Origin of the sequence: Lentisalinibacter orientalis (genome assembly GCF_040706535.1) — a bacterium.
GTDB lineage: Bacteria > Pseudomonadota > Gammaproteobacteria > Steroidobacterales > Woeseiaceae > Lentisalinibacter > Lentisalinibacter orientalis.
Genome location: NZ_JAPDRJ010000002.1, coordinates 69,046 through 86,187, shown reverse-complemented (window position 1 = coordinate 86,187; position 17,142 = coordinate 69,046). Strand labels below are relative to the sequence as shown.

The window sequence follows — 17,142 nt, the reverse complement described above, 5'->3', positions numbered from 1 at the left end:
GCGCGGCCATGCGTATCGTCGGTGTCGGTCCCGTTCCGGTCGCGCTAACACCCGTCGGTCGGGAGTTCTCCGTCCCACTGAGAAGAGAAGTACGTGTAGTCCCTGGGCTTGTTCTTCTCGAAGCAGTTGCCGGTGCCGGGCAGTTCGAAGAAAGCGAAAGCCTCATTCGCGGGAGTCTCGGCGATGTGGAAGTAGACGATGTCTTCCGCCAGGAACGGAATCGGCGGGTTCGGGCCGGTGCCGTTGCCGCGCACGAAATTCTGCTCGATCCGGTTGTTGTCGGCCTGGGGCGGGCCACGCAGTTGGCCCAGGTTCTCGGGAGTACATTGACGCGGGGTACCGAATAGGGCGGAACACCATCCCAGGACGGCGATGCCCACATAGTCGTTATCCTCGATCTTGTTCTTGCCGATCACGTGGTCGCTCACGCCCAGTACCAGTACGCCGGCCCCGGAGGGCAGGTCGGCCTGGAAGGTGCCTGGCGGCGCCTCGTTCGGACGATTGTTGGCGAATATATCGTTGTGCTCGATCACCCAGTTCTTCATTTCGGGCAGTGGCGGGTTCCCGGCACCATTGGGATGGAACAGGCCCACCCCGACCGTGTTGTCGTAAATCCGGTTCTGTGTCACCTCGACATTGTTCGAGACGGTGATTTCGAAACCGATCACACTGCCGAACAGTTCGTTGCCGATGACGCGAACGTTCTCGGAGCCTGCCACCCACATGGCTGTATCGAGGGAGCCGTAGGAGACGTTGTTCCGCACCAGCCCATTCGCAGACAGGGTCGGATAAATGCCGTTGTTCAGGTTGTTGACCGATTCGTTCCTGACGAACTCGAAATCGTCCACCCAGCGTGTCTGAATTCCGTTCACCGGAAAACCTTCGACGGTGAAGCCGCGGATGTAGACGCCCTTGAGGTGTTCGAAACCCGGGCCCAGCACTTCCTCGCATTGCTCGACGTTCCAGTCGTAATCGCAGCCCGCGGGTGCTGCGTAAATACCCGTCTGCTGACCGGTCCGGTTGTTGCCGTCGCCGTCGTCCTTGTAGCGCACGATCACTTTGCCGGCGTCACCCCGGCCTTTCCTGACCTTGCCGATCAGGCGCAGGTTGGGCGTGGTGATGTGCAGGCCGTACTTGTCGTCGGGTCCCGTGTTCTCGTTCTGGTAGACGCCCGGCTCGACAAGGATGGTGTCGCCCGGCGCCGCTACGTCGATGGCACCCTGTATGGATTCTCCGGGATACACGCGGTGCACTGCCGCTTGCGCCGAGAGAGCGGTTGTCAGAAGGGCAACGCCCAGGACGGCGCTCAAAGTGTTCTTTATCATCGTTTTTCTCCCCCGAGGACATTCGGCCGCTGCCTTCATCCAGGCGGTTCAGCACAGCCGTCGAAAGATTGTACACCCATACGGAGAATTGTCTAAGAAGACCGAGCCCCGGGCCGTGCCGGATCGTTGCAGGACGCCGCGGTTGTCCGCGCAAGCGGGCTCGCTTCTCGTGCAGGGCCACTGAATTGACTTGAAAAAAACGATCAACCACACTGATTTCAGCCGGTCACGAAAAGAGCTTCCCGTGAGCACTGCCCCATCACTTGCAAAGGATTACTCAGGTAGTGCTTCAATGAATCCCGTGCCGGCCGGCCATCGCTACCTGCGGCTTTCCGCGTCTCGGCCCATTCGCATGGGCTGGGCCCGGGTCGGATTGCTGGCGGCGCTGCTGGCGCTGTCCGCCTGTCAGCGCGGGGTCGATACTCCCGCCGTCGAGTTCCCCGAGGCACCCGCCGGTCGCCTGGCGATCGACTACCCCCTCGACGAAACACTCTTTCCGCCCGACATCGCCGCACCCGCGGTGGTCTGGCGTGACGAGACCGAAGGCGTTGCCCGGTGGCGTGTCCTGCTCCGCTTCGGCGATCAAGGAGACGCGCTGGATTTTGCGGCCGCGGACACGCAGTGGCGGCCGGCGGAGGAAGACTGGACGGAAATCAAACGGCGATCCAGCGACAACGATGCGGAGCTGGCAGTCGTCGGCATGGATGCACAGGGTACCGTTGTATCGGCAGCCAGCATCCGAATGCGTACCTCTGTCCATTCGGTAGGCGATTCGATCTTCTATCGCGAAGTCCCACTGCCGTTCATCGAGGCAGTCCAGGATCCGTCGCGGATACGCTGGCGCTACGGCTCCGTCGGCTCCGTGGAGCAGCCGCCCGTCGTACTCGAGGATCTGCCGGTATGCGGCAACTGCCATTCCTTTTCCGGTGACGGCGGGGTACTGGGCCTCGACGTCGACTACGGCAACGACAAGGGCGGTTACGCGATCCTCCCGGTAGACCGGGAGATGGTCCTGAACGATGAGAAGATCATCACTTGGAGTGATTACAAGCGAGAGGACGGCGAGGCGACCTTCGGCCTTCTCTCCCAGGTTTCTCCGGACGGTCGCTACGTCGTCAGCACGGTAAAGGACCGGGCGGTGTTCGTGGCGACGCCGGGGATCGAGTTCTCGCAGCTCTTTTTCCCGATCAAGGGCATCCTCGTGGTCTACGACAGGCAGACCGGTACCTACACGCCGCTACCGGGCGCAGACGACCCCGAGTACGTGCAGAGCAACCCGACCTGGAGCCCGGACGGCAAGTGGATAGTCTTTGCCCGCACCAGGGCATACCGGAAGGAGGCGATCGAGCGCGCCAGCGGTGTCCTTCTGGACGAGCACGACGTCCCGGAATTCATCGAGGACAAGGAACCGTTCAAGTTCGACCTGTACCGGGTGCCGTTCAATGAAGGGCGCGGTGGCAAGGCGGAGCCGATAGAGGGCGCTTCGCACAACGGCAGGAGCAATTTCTTCGCCGAGTTCTCGCCCGACGGCAAATGGATCGTGTTCACGCAGGCGGAGAACTACATGCTGCTGATGCCGGACAGCGAGCTGTTCATCATCCCGGCGGCCGGGGGCGAAGCTCGTCGGCTGCGCGCGAATACGCCGCGCATGAATTCCTGGCACAGTTTCTCTTCGAACGGGCACTGGCTGGTGTTCTCTTCGAAAGCGAATACCCCCTATACACAGCTCTTTCTCACGCACATCGACGAGCAGGGTGAATCCACCCCACCGGTCGTGCTGGACCGCTTCACCGGCACTTACGGGGCCGCCAATATTCCGGAGTTCGTGCCGCTGCCTGCCGATGCCATCGCCGAGATCAGGGAACGGTTTCTCGACGCCTATTCCTTCCTGCGCGCCGGAATGGCGAACGAGCGCACCGGCAATTATGCGGCCGCGGTCAAGGCGTACCGTCGTGGTCTCGAGATCGAACCCGACAACGTGGAGCTCCTGAACGCCACCGGCTTCTCGCTGTTCCAGATGGGCAGGAGCGAGGAGGCGGTCCCGGTGCTGGAGCGTGCGCTGGCGGTCGATCCGCAGCACTGGAAGGCACATAACAATATGGCGCTCGCTGCGGTCGATATCGGCGAGCTCGAGCTGGCCGAGGCACATTACCGGGAATCGCTGGCCATCGAGCCGCAGCCGGCCATCTACAATGATCTGGGCTTCGTGCTGGCGCGTCAGGGGCTCCTCGAAGAGGCCATCGAAGCGTATCGGGGGGCAATAGCGCTCGAGCCCGATTTCAATGCGGCGCACTACAATCTGGCGGGCGCGCTTGCCGGCATCGGCGAGTTGGCAGGGGCCGAGAAGCACCTGCGCATCGTATTGGATAGCGACCCCTCCGCTCAGGTGCACATTGCCATGGGCATGGTGTTGTTCCGACAGGACAGGTTCGATGAGAGTGCGGCCAGTCTGCGCGCGGCGATCGCTCTGGATCCCGCGGCTGCGAGAGCGTACGAACAGCTGGCTGCCGTCCTCGTGCGGGAGGGCAAGCTGGAGGAGGCCGTGGCCACCTATCGCGCACTGATCGAACGCCGTCCCAACGCCGCTGCCCACAATGCGCTCGCCGAGATTCTGACGCGTCTCGGGCGAGATGATGAGGCGCGGGCCGAACTCGAGTCGGCTCGGGCTGCGGACGCTCGCTGACCCTGTGGAGACCTTCCGCATGACACGCTTCGATCAGCTGGACGTATCTGATGGCGAGGGACGTTGTGAAGGCGACGAGTTTCTACGGGGCGCTGTTCGACTGACGGCGGATAACCAGGACACCCAGGGCGGTTCGCCCTTCGTCACGTTCAGGCACGACGGGGACGAGGTCGCCGCTTACATGGCGATGATCACGGATCGGCAGGGCGCCCACTTGTACACTAAACGTTGCAGCTTACGGGCTAGCAGCAGTCAGAAGTCGTCGACAAGGTACGGCCGCGCGCCGGGTTCGTCGCGCAGGTTCTTCAGAAACGGCGAGAAGCGCGCATCGAAATACCACTCTGTCAGCGCGGTTGCAGTGGGTGTCGGACCGAGACGCCGATAACTGGTCTCCAGCCAGCGCAGGGCCGGACCGTACTCGCCGCGATGGGCATGGACCTCGGCGAGCAGCAATGCGGCTTCGGGCGTCTCCTGCTCCCTCAGCTCCTGCATTGCGGCATCGGCCCCGTCCGCGTCGCCGGTGGCGGCGTGGAGAAACGCCAGGCTCTGCTGCTCCCGAGGAGGAGGCATTCCTCCCCCCAGGACGGCACGTGCCTCCTCGAGGCGTCCCTGCAACAGGTAGATCTGAAAGCGAAGGACCGAAGCATTGGAATCGTCGCCCCGCAGTGTGTTCAGCTCGATCAGCTCCGCCTCCGCCTCGTCGTAGCGACCGGCAATCAGCAGAAAGCCCACCATGTTGTATCGATTGACATAGCTCAGCGGGTCGACCTCGACCGCGCGGCGCTGCAGTGCCACCGCATCCTCGTAACGGCCCTCCAGACCTGCCCGGCCCGCCTGCAGCCCGATGACCAGTGGGCTGTTCGGGTTCAGTTCTTGAGCCCGCTCCAGGTGCTGCATGGCCAGTTCCTGGTTGCCGGAGAGCGAATGGAACCGGCCTAGCCGGGCATGGGCCTCCGCCAGAGTCGGGTCCAGGCTGATTGCAGTCCGGGCCGCATTTCCCATGAGCTCCAGTACGGCATCGTAATCCTCCTCGCGATCGCTCAAGTCCAGCATGTAGAGGCCGGCGAGTCCGGCCCACGGTTGGGCGTAATCCGCATCCAGACTTGTCGCCTCCAGATAGAGTTCCTTCGCCCGTTGCAGGTCGCCGGGTTTACGCCGGGTATGCAGATAGTGACCGCGCGCGTAGGCGTCGTAGGCGGCGGGGAGCGGTTGCCCCGGCGGCCCGGCGCCACCCGACTCGTCCAGCGCGACCCGCATCGCTCCGGCAACGGATCCGGCGATCCGGGCCTGCACCTCCAGCGCATCGCCGGGCCCCCCATCGTACGACTCGGACCAGAGATGCGTGCCGCCGCCGGTTTCGATCAGCTGGGCGGTCACCCGGAGGCGGTCCCCGGAGTGCCGGACGCTGCCTTCGAGGAGGTAGGACACATTCAGCAGCCGGCCGATGGCAACCGCGTCGAGATCCGGCCTGTCTCTGAGGGAGAAAGAGGAGGTGCGCGCGATGACCTTGAGTTCCCGTACCTGGGCGAGCCGGTTCAGGATCTCTTCGGACAGTCCGTCGGCGAAATACTGGCGGTTGCCATCGGGGCTCATGTCGGTGAAAGGTAGCACGGCGATGCTCCTGGCCGGCGGAGGCCCCGGCGCATCGACGCCGCCGCTGCCGTGGTCCGCCAGGCGCCAGGCGAGCAGGGCAGCCACACCGATGATTGCGGTCATAGCCAGCATTGCCGGCGCCCTCAGTCGCGTTCGAACGGGTGCCCCGGATTCGGGTGCCTCGCGCGGCGGCTCGGTCACCGGTACGTCGAATACGTAGCCCTCCCTTGGCACCGTGCGGATCATCTGCTGGCCCGTGTCGCCGATGGCGCGCCGGATGTCGATGATGCACTGGGTCAGAGAGCCTTCGGTGACCACGGTGTCACCCCACACCGCCTGCATGAGTTCGTCACGGGTCACCAGCCGACCGTGGTTGGCGAGCAGGTGGTGCAGGACCCGGAAACTGCGCGGCCGCAGCGCGACCTCCTCCCCGTCCTTCAGGAGCGAATGGCCTTCAACGTCGAAGAAGAATTCGCGGAAGACGTAGCCGCGTTCGCCGGATGTCCTGGCGCTGTTCACGCTCGCGCTGCCCCCAATGGCCGCCTGTGGTCGATTTTCGCACAAACATAGCTGCAAATTAGCCGATCTTTCGCCGCTTGTTCGTTACCCGGCGGGCGCGGCCGCGGTAGCGTCGCTCGTTCCTGGACCAACAACGGGGGGAGAAGCATTATGCCCATAAAGAAAAGAATTCCGGCAACACTGACTGCTCTGGCCGTGCTCGCGGTCGCCGTTGCCGTGCCACTCACCGGCCATGCGCAGTTCGTGACCGGGTTGCAGGGAGCAGCCGGCAGCACGGTCGGCCCCGGCGGTGACATTTACGTAACCGAGGGCCTCTTGGGCCGGGTATCACGGGTAGATCCGGCCACCGGCGCCGTCACCTTGTTTGCCGACGGTCTCCCGCCGTCCGTAATCGGAGTGGGTGGGGCTGCCGACGTCGCGTTCATCGGCGACACGGGTTACGTCCTGGTCACACTGGTAAGCCTGTTCAGCGGCGCAGTCGACGGCATATACCGGATCGACGGACCGAGCAGTTACACGGTCATCGCGGACATCGGCGCCTACACGCTGGCCAATCCGTCCGAAACCCCATGGGATATTCCCACGGGCGTGCAGTGGTCCATCGAGCCCTACCGGGGTGGCCTGCTGGTATCCGAGGCGCATCACAACCGCGTCCTTTGGGTAAGCCAGGATGGTGAGATCAGCGAGTTCCGGGCTTTCGACAATGTGGTGCCGACGGGGATGGAGGTGCTGGGACGCACGGTCTTCCTGGCACTGACCGGCCCGGCGCCGCATGAACCGGAAGACGGCCGGGTCGTCTCTTTCCATCCCAAGTCCGAAAGCGTGCAGCTCGAGGCCTCCGGTGCACGCCTGTTGCTCGACGTCGAGTCCGGCCGTGGCCGCAGCATGTTCGCGCTCTCGCAAGGCGAGTGGAATGGTCAGTTTCCGGGTTCTCCGGCCATCGAGAACGACGGGGCGCTGTGGGAGATCAACGACGACGGCTCACTGAGACTCGTGGCCGATGGCATCGACCGGCCGACCTCTCTCGAGATCATCGGGAACGATGCCTACGTCGTCACCTTGCCCGGCGAGATCGTGCGTATCGAAGACATCGCGAGCCCGCCCTTCCGCCGCTGATCGGCCGCCGAATGCAGTATCCCGGAAGGCGGCTGCCGCGAAGCTACCCGTACATCCCGTCTCCCCAGACCGGAACCGCGCCGGCGAAGGCCGGCGGAGGTATCAGAGGGGTAGCCGCCTCCCGGCCTTCGGCTCCACTGTAGGAGGGCCTTCAGGCCCGACAAGCCTGTAGCAGCCTTCAGGCCCGACGAGTGTTTTCGCGGTTAGCGTGCGCGGCGGTCGCGGCTGAAGCCGCTCCTACCCGTCTCCTACCAGGGTAGTTCTTCGCCTTCGGCGTGCCAGAAGCTGCCGGTGTTGTCCAGGTTCAGCTCGTCGATGCGCTGGATGAGGCCGGCAGCCGCTTTCTCCGGCGGGATGCCCCGGCCGCCGGTCATGTCGGTGGCGACCATGCCGGGGTGCAGGAGCGCCACCGGGATGCCGCGGGGCTTGAGGTCGTGGCTCAGGTTCTTGCCCACCATGTTCACGGCGGCCTTGGAGGTGCGGTAGGCGTAGTTGTTGCCGGAGCCGTTGTCGCCGACGGAGCCCACGCGGCTCGAGACGATCGCCACCTTCGAGCCTTCCTGCAGGTTATGAAGCAGTGCGCGGGTGACCCGCAGCGGTCCGAGGGCATTCACCTCGAACAGCTTCACCATGTCGTCGTACTGCACGGTGTCGATGTCGTCGGGCCTGAGCATGCCGGCGTTGTTGATCAGCACGTCGATCTGGCGGCCTTCCAGCGCGTAGCGCAACTGTTCCACGTTGTCGTCGCTGGCCACATCGATGTGCTCGATGATCTCCACGCCGAGCTCCTCGAGCTCGGGGCTCGGGCTGCGGCAGACGGCGATCACGTCGTCGCCGCGCTCCTTCAGCTGACGGCAGAGTTCGAGTCCGATACCCCGGTTTGCACCGGTGATCAGGATGCTGGCCATCCGGGTCTCCTTTCCTTCGATCTGGTGTCCAATCAATTGTCGCTGCGCCCATCAGACTAACATGCGCCGGCGCTTGCGCAGGAACGGGGGCTGTGATCCCCTGTCGCTTTTCTCCGGAAGCCGGAATGAGAGCCAGACTAGGACCGCCGATCGCCGCGCCCGCCGCCCTGCTGTGCCTGCTGGCCGTCGCGCCGCCAGCCGGCGCGGTGGGTGACGAGACCGGCGCGGCGGGGACCGCCGGTGACGCGGACGGAGCCGCCGCCGGCTCCGCCACGGTGGAGACCATCCTGGTGACCGCCCGGCGCGTCGCACTCGAGGCGCCGGCCAGCACCTTCGCCTCGCCGGTGACGGCGCTGCGCTACGACCCGCGCATCGACGTGCAATCCCGGGGCCTGGCCGAGGGTCAGGCGGACGTCAGCGTGCGGGGCGGCCTTTTCGAGAACACCGGTTTCCGGCTCGGTGCCGTCAACCTGCTGGACCCGCAGACGGGACACTACTTCGCCGAGCTGCCGGCACCGCCCGCCATGCTCACGCCGCCGGCGCTGCTCACCGGCGTGGACAACGCGCTGGGCGGCTTCAACTCCACGGTGGCCACGGTCGGCTACCGGTTCGCGGCGCTGGACCCGGGCTACGATGCCGGCGCCGGCCTCGGCACGGACGGACTGCGTTTCGTGAGCGCCCGCGCGGCGCTCCGGGCTGCCGACCACATCGGCGCCGAACTTGCCGTGGCCAGCTCCAGCGGCGACGGCAGCCGGGACAACGGCGATCACGACTTCGAGCGTTACGCCTTCCGTGCCCAGCGCAGCGGCGCGGGCGGCCAGACCGATCTGCTGCTCGCCTACCAGGACAAGTTCTACGGCTGGCCCGGCGCCTACACGGGCTTTGCGAGCCTGCCGGAGACCGACCACACGCAGACCACGCTGGCCGTGCTGAACCACCGCCAGGAAACCGCGGGCACCGGCTGGTGGGAGGCGGGCGCCTGGTATCGCAACCTGGAGGACGACTACGACTTCGACCGGCGCACGGCGGAGTCCGGCGTGCCCGGCGCCTTCGATCACGAGACCCGCGCCGGCGGCATCGCGTTGCACGGCCGCCGGGACGGCGCGGCGGTGGACCTGCGCTATTCCCTGCAGGCCACCGCCGACGAACTGGTCAGCTCCACCGACCTGACGGAGGGGCCGTTCGCGAGCCGCAGTTATGCGAGCGCCGCGCTGCTGCCGTCGATGACCCGGCCGGCGGGCGCCGGCGAGCTCGAATTCGGGCTGGGCGCGCGGCTGGACTGGACCAACCGGGAGGGCAGCGAGCTCCTGCCGAGCGCCTTCGTTGCCTGGCGGCGGCAGAGTGCGGCAGCCGAGCGCACCTGGCGGCTGTCCTGGGCGGAGACCTCCCAGGTGCCCGGCTATACGGCGCTGGCCTCGCCGCCGGCCGGGCTGTTCGGCGGCAATCCCGCGCTGGGCCGGGAGACCGCCCGCACCCTGGAGCTGGGCTATACCCACGTCGCGGAGAGCTGGCGGGCCGAGGCCACCCTGTTCCGCCGCAAAGACGACGACCTGGTGGACTGGACCTTCCTCTCCGGTGCGCCCTTCGTGCGCCAGGCGAATCCCGTGGACATCGACGTGCTCGGCGCGGAACTCTATCTCGCCCGTGCCTGGTCCCGGCTCACGCTGCGTGCCGGCTATGCCTGGCTGGACAAGGACGCCGACTACGGCACTGCGTCCGTGGACGCGAGTTACTACGCGCTGAACTACGCCCGCCAGCGGCTGACCGTGGCACTGGAGTACGAGTTCGCCGCAGCCTGGCGGCTGGCGATGGATACGGAGCTCCGCCGCCAGGCGGACAACCCGCTGCGCACCGGCTCCGACGACGCCTTCGCCGCGTCCCTCGCCCTGTTCTGGCGGCCGCTGGCGGGGCTCGACCTCAGCCTGGTGGCCGACAACGTCACCAACAGTGACTTCCAGGAGTTCCCCGGCACGCCGGCGCCTCGGCGGCAGGTGAGCCTGCAGGCGCGCTACTCCTGGTAGGTTCACCGCCGTGACGAGACTCACCAGTGCCGACGATCTCGCCCGCGCCGGTCTCGTGGCCGCCGAGGCGCTGCCGGATCTGCGCGCCGTGGCCGAACGCTACGCCGTGGCCGTCACGCCGGCGGTCGCGCGGCGCATCGCCGCGGGCTCGGAAGGCGTGGCGTTGCAGTTCCTGCCTTCCCCCGACGAGCTGACCGCGGCCGACGGCGAGCTGACCGATCCCATCGGCGACGAAGCCCACAGCCCGGTGAAGGGCATCGTGCACCGTTACCCGGACCGCCTGCTGCTGCAGCCGACCACCACCTGCCCGGTGTATTGCCGCTACTGCTTCCGCCGGGAGACCGTGGGGCAGGCGGACGCCGGCCTGCTCGGCCGGGAGGAACTGGCGGCGGCGCTGGACTACATCCGCGTGCAGACGGGGGTCTGGGAAGTCATTCTGAGCGGCGGGGACCCGCTCATCCTCTCGCCGCGGCGCCTCGGGTGCATCGTCGACGGCCTCGCAACTGCCGCACACGTGCGCGTCCTGCGCGTGCACAGCCGGGTGCCGGTGGCAGCACCGGAGCGCATCACACCGGAGCTGGTGGGCGCGCTGCGGGCGGCACGGCAGACGGTCTGGCTGGTGCTGCACGTGAATCACCCGGACGAGCTGGACGAGCCGGCGCTGGCGGCCTGCGCCCGTCTCGCCGATGCCGGCATTCCGCTGATGAGCCAGTCGGTGCTGCTGCGGGGCGTGAACGACGACGCCGACACGCTGGAGCGGCTGTTCCGCCGGCTGGTGGAGCACCGGGTGCGGCCCTACTACCTGCATCACTGTGATCTGGCCCCGGGCACGGCGCGGTTCCGCACCGGCATCGAAGCCGGCCGTGCGCTGATGCAGGAACTCAGGGGCCGGGTGTCCGGGCTGTGCCAGCCCGCCTACGTGCTGGACATTCCCGGCGGTGCGGGCAAGTCGCCGCTGGGCCCGTCCTGGGCCGAGCGCGACGAGGCCACGTCAGAATGGCGGGTGCGGGACTACCGGGGCGGTGTCCACCGTTATCCGGCAGACCCCCCGGAGGACTGATCCGCCTGACCCGCCGGTGCTTCCCAGGGCTCGCGCAGCCATGCCAGCAGGTCGGCGGTGACCTCGTCCCGGTTGGTCTCGTTGAACATCTCGTGACGACCCTCCGGGTACAGCCGCAGGGTGGTGCCCATGAGGCCGGCTTCACGGTAGGCATCGTGCAGCCGCGTGAGGCCTTTCGCGCCGCCCACCGGGTCCTTCTCACCGCCCAGGATGTAGACGGGCAGACTGACCGGCAGCTGGCGCAGGGCGGGGACGGAGGAGATCTCCATCAGGCCGCCGGTGAGATCGCGCCAGAGCTGGTTGGTGGACTGGCCGCCGCAGAGCGGGTCGGTCACGTAGGCATCCACTTCGGCCTCGTCCCTTGACAGCCAGTCGAAGTCGGTGCGTGCCGGCTGGAACTCCTTGTTGAAGGCGCCGAAGCTGAGCTTGTCGAGCAGGCGGCTGCGGCCCGTGGAGCCCTGACGCAGCCTCTCGATAGCGGCGACGATGCGGAAGATCCGCAGCTGGCCGCGGGAGGCGAAGGTGGAGCCGGACAGCACCAGCGCATCCATGTTCACCGGGTGACGCAGCGCGTAGCTCTGGGCGACGTAGGAACCCATGCTGTGGCCGAGCAGTATCAGACGGCCGTCGGGCCTGAGCGTCTTCGCCTCCCGGCGCACCCGCTCGACGTCTTCAACCACCCTGTCCCAGCCGTCTTCGTCGGCGAAGTGGCCGGGGACGCCGCGCTGGGCGGTGCGCCCGTGGCCGCGCTGGTCGTGGGCGAGCACGAGATAGCCGGCGTCGGTCAGGCTGCCGGCCAGCCGCCGGTAGCGTCCCGCATGCTCGCCGAGCCCGTGGACGATCTGCACGGCGTCACCGTTGCTCCTGTCCTCGTCCGGATGCCAGACGTAGAGATGTATGTCAGGCCCGCCCGTCCCCGAAAGCGTCCTTGCTTCTTCCTTCACGGTATCCCCCATTTGTCCCCAGGCCACGTATTCCACCACAGTCCGGCGGGACTTGCAGCGCTCCGGGGACTACGGACGGGGATTAGGGGGCGCGAGGTCGACCGGTCAGGCGGCCAGGCTCTCGCCGTTCCAGCGGTGATAGAACTCCTGCATTTCGGCGGAGGTGAGGGCGCGGGAGATGAGGTGGCCCTGCAGCCGGTTGCAGCCGAGGTCCTTCAGGAACTGCAGCAGATCCTCCCGGTCGATGCCCTCGGCGCAGACGGTGATGCCCAGCGTCTGACCCAGCTGCACCAGCGCCCGCAGGATGGTCTCGGACTCCGGCCGCCCGGGCACGTCTTCCATCAGCGAACGGTCGAGCTTCACCTCGTTGAAGGGCATGCGGGTGAGCTGGGTGAAGGAGGAATAGCCGGTGCCGAAGTCGTCCAGCGAGAGGCGGAAGCCTTTCAGCCTGAGGCGCGTCATGATGTCGATCATCATGCGCGGCTCTTCCAGCGGCGCGACCTCGGTGAATTCCAGCGTGAGGTAGCGGGGGTCCAGTTCGTACTCGCGCATCAGGAGTTCGAGGCGGTCCGGCACCTCCAGGTCGGCGAGCAGGCCCACGTTGAAGTTCACGGCGACGCCGATCCTGACGCCGCTCTGGTGCCAGACCCGCGCCTGTTCCACGGAGCGCTGCAGCACGAAGTCGGTGATGTGGGTGGCGAGACCGGCGTGCTCGGCGATCTGCATGAACTCGCTGGGGTAGACGATCTCCTGGCGCTGGGGGTGCTTCCACCGCACCAGTGCCTCCACCGAGGCGATGCGCCAGCTGCCGTCCGCCTTGTGCTGGGCGATCGGCAGGTAGTGGGCGGTGAATTCGCCCGCGGCGAGGCCGTCGCGGATGGCGTCGGCGGTAATCGGTTCGGTGGCCCCGCGGGCGTTCCTGAGTGTCTCACGGAAGGGCTCGGGCTCGAAGGGCTTCTGGATGGCGGCCAGCATGGTCAGCCCGCTGGCGGCGCCCACCCGCTCGGCGGCGGAGAGCGTGCGCATCTCGGCGCCGCTCATCAGCACGACCCCGGCGCGCGACTCCTGCTCGGCCAGGAAGCGCATCAGTTCCACGCCGTCGCCGCCGCGGATGCTGAGGTCTAGCACGATCACGGTGGGGTCCACCTCGGCGTACAGACGCCGGAACTCGTCCGCCGAGCCGCAGGCCGCCACGGCAAAGCCGACTTCCTCGGCCACGGCCGCCACGACGGCGCAGATCTGGTCCTCGTCGTCGACGATCAGAAGACGGTTGGGCTGTTGCTTGCCTGTCGGCTCCATCGTCCCTGTCTCTTGCTTGTCTCTCAGGCGGCCGGCGGTGCGGCCGTGCTTTGCCATAATCCGGCGGGGCTACAGGTGGGATTATGGACACACACCGGTCGGCCGGACCGGACCGATGTCGCATTTTCGGGGATTCTCGCGGATCTGCGGGCTCAGTCGGCGGCGGGCAGCCAGAGCCGGAACGTCGTGCCCTCGCCGGGACGGCTGTCCAGTGTCAGGCGTCCTCCGGCACCCCCGGCGAAGCGCTGGACCATGGCGAGCCCCAGGCCGCTGCCCTCGGGCCTGGTGGTGAAGAAGGGCTCGAACGCGCGGCTGCGCACTTCCTCGTTCATGCCCGCGCCGGTGTCGGCCACGGTGACGAGCCAGCCCGGCGGTCCGTCGCTGCCGCCGTCGCCGGTATCGTCGCCGGCCGCCTCGACGGCGAGTGAGAACACGCCGCCCTCGGACATGGCGTCCCGCGCGTTGATGGCCAGGTTCAGCAGCGCGCTCTCGAAACCGGCCGCATCCAGCCACACCGGCGCCGGCCTGCCGGCCGGGGAGATCCGGAGCTCGATACCGCTTTCCAGCGCCCGCTCGAGCAGCGGTCGCAGCGCGCCGATGCGTTCGTCCAGGTCGATGCGCTCGGGCTCGGGGGTCTCGCGGCGTGCGAAGGCGAGGAGGCTGCGGGTGAGGTCGGCGCCCTGCCGCGCCGCCTTGCGCGTGGCCGCGAGCAGCTCGGCGAGGGGATGCTCCGACCCCAGTTCCTGCTCGGCCAGGTAGAGGTTGCCGTTGATGATGGAGAGCAGGTTGTTGAAGTCGTGGGCAATCCCGCCGGTGAGCTGGCCCACGGCTTCCATCTTCTGCGCCAGCACGAACTGCTGCTGCAGCGCCTTCATCTCGGTGATGTCGGTGAACATGCCCTCGTAGCCCCGCAGCATGCCCCGGCCGTCGCGCACCGGGGCGCAGGCCGCCATCACGTGCACCGTGCTGCCGTCGACATGGGTGAGCGCGAGTTCCATACCGCGCACGGTCTCGCCCCGGGTCAGCGCCCGCAGCCAGGCCAGCAACTGGTGGCGATGGCGGAAGACGCCGCCCGCCGCCAGACGGCGCTGCAGGGCGGCCGGGTCGTCGTCGCCCAGCATCGCGCGCACCGCCGGATTCATGCGGGTGATGTGGCCGCGGGCGTCCAGCTCGAACAGGCCGGCGGGGACATTGTCGTAGAGTCGCTGCCAGCGCTCTTCGGCCTCGCGCAGCGCCCTCCGCGAGCCTGGTTCGGCGCTGCGCTCGTCGCCGCCGCCAGCGGTGTCGGCGTCGTCGTGGTCGTCCGTTGCGGGCCGGTTCATGGGCGACGGTTTCCCTTCAGTCGTTGGCGGGTCGTTATCGGGTGGTTATCGGGTCGTTGTCGGATCGCTGTCGGTCCGTGCCGGGCATGGCTGGAGGTTGGACCCGGGGCAGCGCCATAATGCGCCCCACGCGGCACCGGGTGTTCCCGGCAATAGTACTGGGCCGCGGCCGGAGAGACGAGGGGAGAGAGCACATGAAGTTCTACGATTGCCAGCCGGCGCCGAGCCCCCGGCGGGTGCGGATCTACCTGGCGGAGAAGGGCATCGAGCTGCCGACGGTGCAGGTGGACCTGGGCGCCGGCGAACACCTGCGCGACGAGTTCCGCGCCATCAACCCGGATTGCACGGTGCCCGCGCTGGAGCTGGACGACGGCACGATGCTCACCGAGTCCTTCGCCATCTGCCAGTACCTGGAGTCCGTGTACCCGGACCCGCCGCTGATGGGCCGCGACGAGCGGGAGCGGGCGCTGGTCACCCAGTGGAACGCGAAGGTGGAGGCCCAGGGCCTGAGTGCGATTGCCGAGGCCTTCCGCAACCGTTCCCGGGGATTCGCGGGGCGGGCGCTGACGGGCCCCGAGGGTTTCGAGCAGATCGCCGAGCTGGTGCCGCGCGGGCGGCGCCGGGCGGAACTGTTCTTCAGCCGTCTGGACGAGGAACTCGCCGGACGGGAATTCGTGGCCGGCGACATCTTCACCGTGGCCGACATCACAGCCCTGGTCACCGTGGACTTCGCCGGCTGGATCAAGCTGCCCCTGCCCGAGGGCGCCGACAATCTGCGCCGCTGGCACGAGGCCGTCTCGGCCCGGCCCGGCACGAAGGTCTGAGTCCGCTCAGCCGTCCGGGGCGCGCGGGGGTGCGGCGCCCGCAGCGCCGGCCAGCGCAAAGACGCCCAGCCAGGCCAGCAACAGCGCCTTCGTGACCTCGATGGCCGCGTACACGCCATGCGCGGCGGACGGCGGCGGTTCGCGGCCGGCGATGACCATCTCGGAACGGGCCACGAGCTCCGGCAGCAGCCACAGGGTCTGGGCCGCCAGCATCGCCGCCAGTACCGCGGCGGCGATCCAGAACAGCCGGCGCCGCTCGGCGGCCAGACCCAGCACCACGGTCAGCGCGAACAGCACGAGCTCCGTGCGGTTCAGCGCCGTGAACACCACCCGGCCCACGTCGAAGGCGACCGGACGGGTGAGGGTGGGCGCGGTGAACTTCACCGGCGCCTCGATGAACGAGATGCCGATCACGACCCCGAGCCAGATCAGCAGCACGGGGCCGGGGGAGAGGAGTATTCTTTTCATGGCGGGCTATATCACTGTTGTCATGCCAGGGTCCGGCAGGCAATCTGAGCGGTCTCGAGGGGCGAGCATAGCACCCGGGCGCCGCCGGGCGCCGGGTGGGGGAGAGTGCATCGTGAGTGAAGCGCAGTCGGCGGACGCGGTCCTGATGATCCGGCCGGTCCGCTTCCAGACCAATCCGCTGACCGCAGAGTCGAACAAGTTCCAGGCGGAGGCCCCCGTGGCGCCGGCTGACACCGCTCAGGAGCGGGCGCTGGCCGAGTTCGAGGGGCTGCGCGCGGCGCTGGAGGCCGCCGGCGTGGCCGTGCACGTCTTCGACGACACGCCGGAGCCGCACACGCCGGACTCCGTGTTCCCGAACAACTGGGTGACCTTCCACTCCGACGGCACGGCCGTGGTGTACCCGATGGAGGCGCCGAACCGGCGGCCGGAACGGCGCCGGGACGTGGTGGAGGCGTTCGACCGGGAGCTCGGCTACCGGGTGGACCAGGTGATCGACCTCAGTCGTCACGAAGACGCCGGCCACTTCCTGGAGGGCTCCGGCAGCCTGGTGCTGGACCGCTCCCGGCACCGTGCCTACGCCTGCCTGTCGTCACGCACCCACGCGGGCCCGCTGGCCGAGTTCGCCCGCAAGCTCCGTTACGAGGTGCTGAGCTTCGAGGCCGTGGATGCCGACGGCGAACCCATCTATCACACCAACGTCATGATGTGGGTGGGCGAGGGCATGGCCGCGGTGTGCGCCGAGTCCGTCAGGGACCCACAGCAGAGCGAGGCGCTGCTGGCCGCCCTCGCCGAGGGCGGGCGCACGGTGCTCGAGCTCTCCCTCGCGCAGGTCATGGCGTTTGCCGGTAACATGCTCGAATTGCGCAGTCGGGAAGGCGACCGGCTCCTCGTCATGTCGGACCAGGCCCGCCGCAGCCTCACCGCGGAGCAGCTGGCCGCCATCGAGGATTACGCGCGCATCGTCAGCGCGCCGCTGGATCACATCGAGACGAGCGCGGGCGGCAGCGCACGCTGCATGCTGGCCGCCGTCCACCTGCCGCGGCGCTGACACGAAACCGAG

General features: G+C 67.7%; 13 protein-coding genes. 6 read left to right on the top strand and 7 right to left on the bottom strand.

Annotation, left to right across the window (positions count from 1 at the left end):
- Positions 1-44: 44 nt before the first annotated feature.
- Positions 45-1,325 carry a right-handed parallel beta-helix repeat-containing protein gene (locus ACJMK0_RS10315; protein WP_405238098.1) on the bottom strand — a complete coding sequence of 427 codons (1,281 nt, stop codon included), beginning with the start codon at positions 1,323-1,325 and terminating at the stop codon, positions 45-47.
- Between the two features lie 292 nt (positions 1,326-1,617).
- Between ACJMK0_RS10315 and ACJMK0_RS10310 the strand changes: the two genes are divergently transcribed.
- A complete protein-coding gene (locus ACJMK0_RS10310) occupies positions 1,618-4,008 on the top strand; it encodes a tetratricopeptide repeat protein (RefSeq protein WP_405238096.1) in 2,391 nt (796 codons plus the stop codon).
- A 252-nt stretch (positions 4,009-4,260) separates the two neighbouring features.
- Here the strand turns inward: ACJMK0_RS10310 and ACJMK0_RS10305 are convergent, their stop codons facing one another.
- Positions 4,261-6,120 carry a winged helix-turn-helix domain-containing protein gene (locus ACJMK0_RS10305; RefSeq protein ID WP_405238094.1) on the bottom strand — a complete coding sequence of 620 codons (1,860 nt, stop codon included), beginning with the start codon at positions 6,118-6,120 and terminating at the stop codon, positions 4,261-4,263.
- A 150-nt stretch (positions 6,121-6,270) separates the two neighbouring features.
- Between ACJMK0_RS10305 and ACJMK0_RS10300 the strand changes: the two genes are divergently transcribed.
- Complete coding sequence (locus ACJMK0_RS10300) at positions 6,271-7,236, top strand: ScyD/ScyE family protein (protein ID WP_405238092.1); 966 nt, start codon at positions 6,271-6,273, stop codon at positions 7,234-7,236.
- Positions 7,237-7,484: 248 nt separating this feature from the next.
- Here ACJMK0_RS10300 and ACJMK0_RS10295 read toward each other — a convergent pair whose 3' ends face one another.
- Positions 7,485-8,144, bottom strand: coding sequence for an SDR family oxidoreductase (locus tag ACJMK0_RS10295; RefSeq protein WP_405238090.1), 660 nt, complete (start codon positions 8,142-8,144; stop codon positions 7,485-7,487).
- 125 nt (positions 8,145-8,269) lie between these two features.
- On the opposite strand from ACJMK0_RS10295, the gene ACJMK0_RS10290 reads away from it, so the two are divergent.
- Positions 8,270-10,165, top strand: a complete 1,896-nt coding sequence (locus ACJMK0_RS10290) for a TonB-dependent receptor domain-containing protein (RefSeq protein ID WP_405238088.1) — start codon at positions 8,270-8,272, stop codon at positions 10,163-10,165.
- Between the two features lie 10 nt (positions 10,166-10,175).
- Positions 10,176-11,225, top strand: coding sequence for a lysine-2,3-aminomutase-like protein (locus ACJMK0_RS10285; RefSeq protein WP_405238086.1), 1,050 nt, complete (start codon positions 10,176-10,178; stop codon positions 11,223-11,225).
- Here the strand turns inward: ACJMK0_RS10285 and ACJMK0_RS10280 are convergent.
- From ACJMK0_RS10280 to ACJMK0_RS10270, 3 genes are all read right to left on the bottom strand, one after another.
- Positions 11,198-12,169 carry an alpha/beta hydrolase gene (locus ACJMK0_RS10280; RefSeq protein WP_405238084.1) on the bottom strand — a complete coding sequence of 324 codons (972 nt, stop codon included), beginning with the start codon at positions 12,167-12,169 and terminating at the stop codon, positions 11,198-11,200. The genes ACJMK0_RS10285 and ACJMK0_RS10280 overlap by 28 nt on opposite strands.
- Positions 12,170-12,274: 105 nt before the next feature.
- Positions 12,275-13,468: an EAL domain-containing response regulator gene (locus ACJMK0_RS10275; protein WP_405238082.1), complete on the bottom strand. Its 1,194-nt coding sequence runs from the start codon at positions 13,466-13,468 to the stop codon at positions 12,275-12,277.
- Positions 13,469-13,620: 152 nt separating this feature from the next.
- The gene (locus ACJMK0_RS10270) at positions 13,621-14,790 is read right to left on the bottom strand and encodes a two-component system sensor histidine kinase NtrB (RefSeq protein WP_405238080.1); all 1,170 of its coding nucleotides are present in this window, start codon (positions 14,788-14,790) and stop codon (positions 13,621-13,623) included.
- 194 nt (positions 14,791-14,984) lie between these two features.
- Here ACJMK0_RS10270 and ACJMK0_RS10265 point away from each other — a divergent pair, with 194 nt between their 5' ends.
- Entirely contained in the window at positions 14,985-15,614 is a 630-nt protein-coding gene (locus tag ACJMK0_RS10265) for a glutathione S-transferase family protein (protein WP_405238078.1), read from the top strand.
- 6 nt (positions 15,615-15,620) lie between these two features.
- On the opposite strand, the gene ACJMK0_RS10260 is transcribed toward ACJMK0_RS10265, so the two are convergent.
- Positions 15,621-16,082: a DUF4149 domain-containing protein gene (locus ACJMK0_RS10260; RefSeq protein WP_405238076.1), complete on the bottom strand. Its 462-nt coding sequence runs from the start codon at positions 16,080-16,082 to the stop codon at positions 15,621-15,623.
- Positions 16,083-16,194: 112 nt separating this feature from the next.
- On the opposite strand from ACJMK0_RS10260, the gene ctlX reads away from it, so the two are divergent.
- Positions 16,195-17,130 (top strand): citrulline utilization hydrolase CtlX, encoded by a 936-nt coding sequence (gene ctlX, locus ACJMK0_RS10255; protein ID WP_405238074.1) that lies wholly within the window; start codon positions 16,195-16,197, stop codon positions 17,128-17,130.
- Positions 17,131-17,142: the final 12 nt, after the last annotated feature.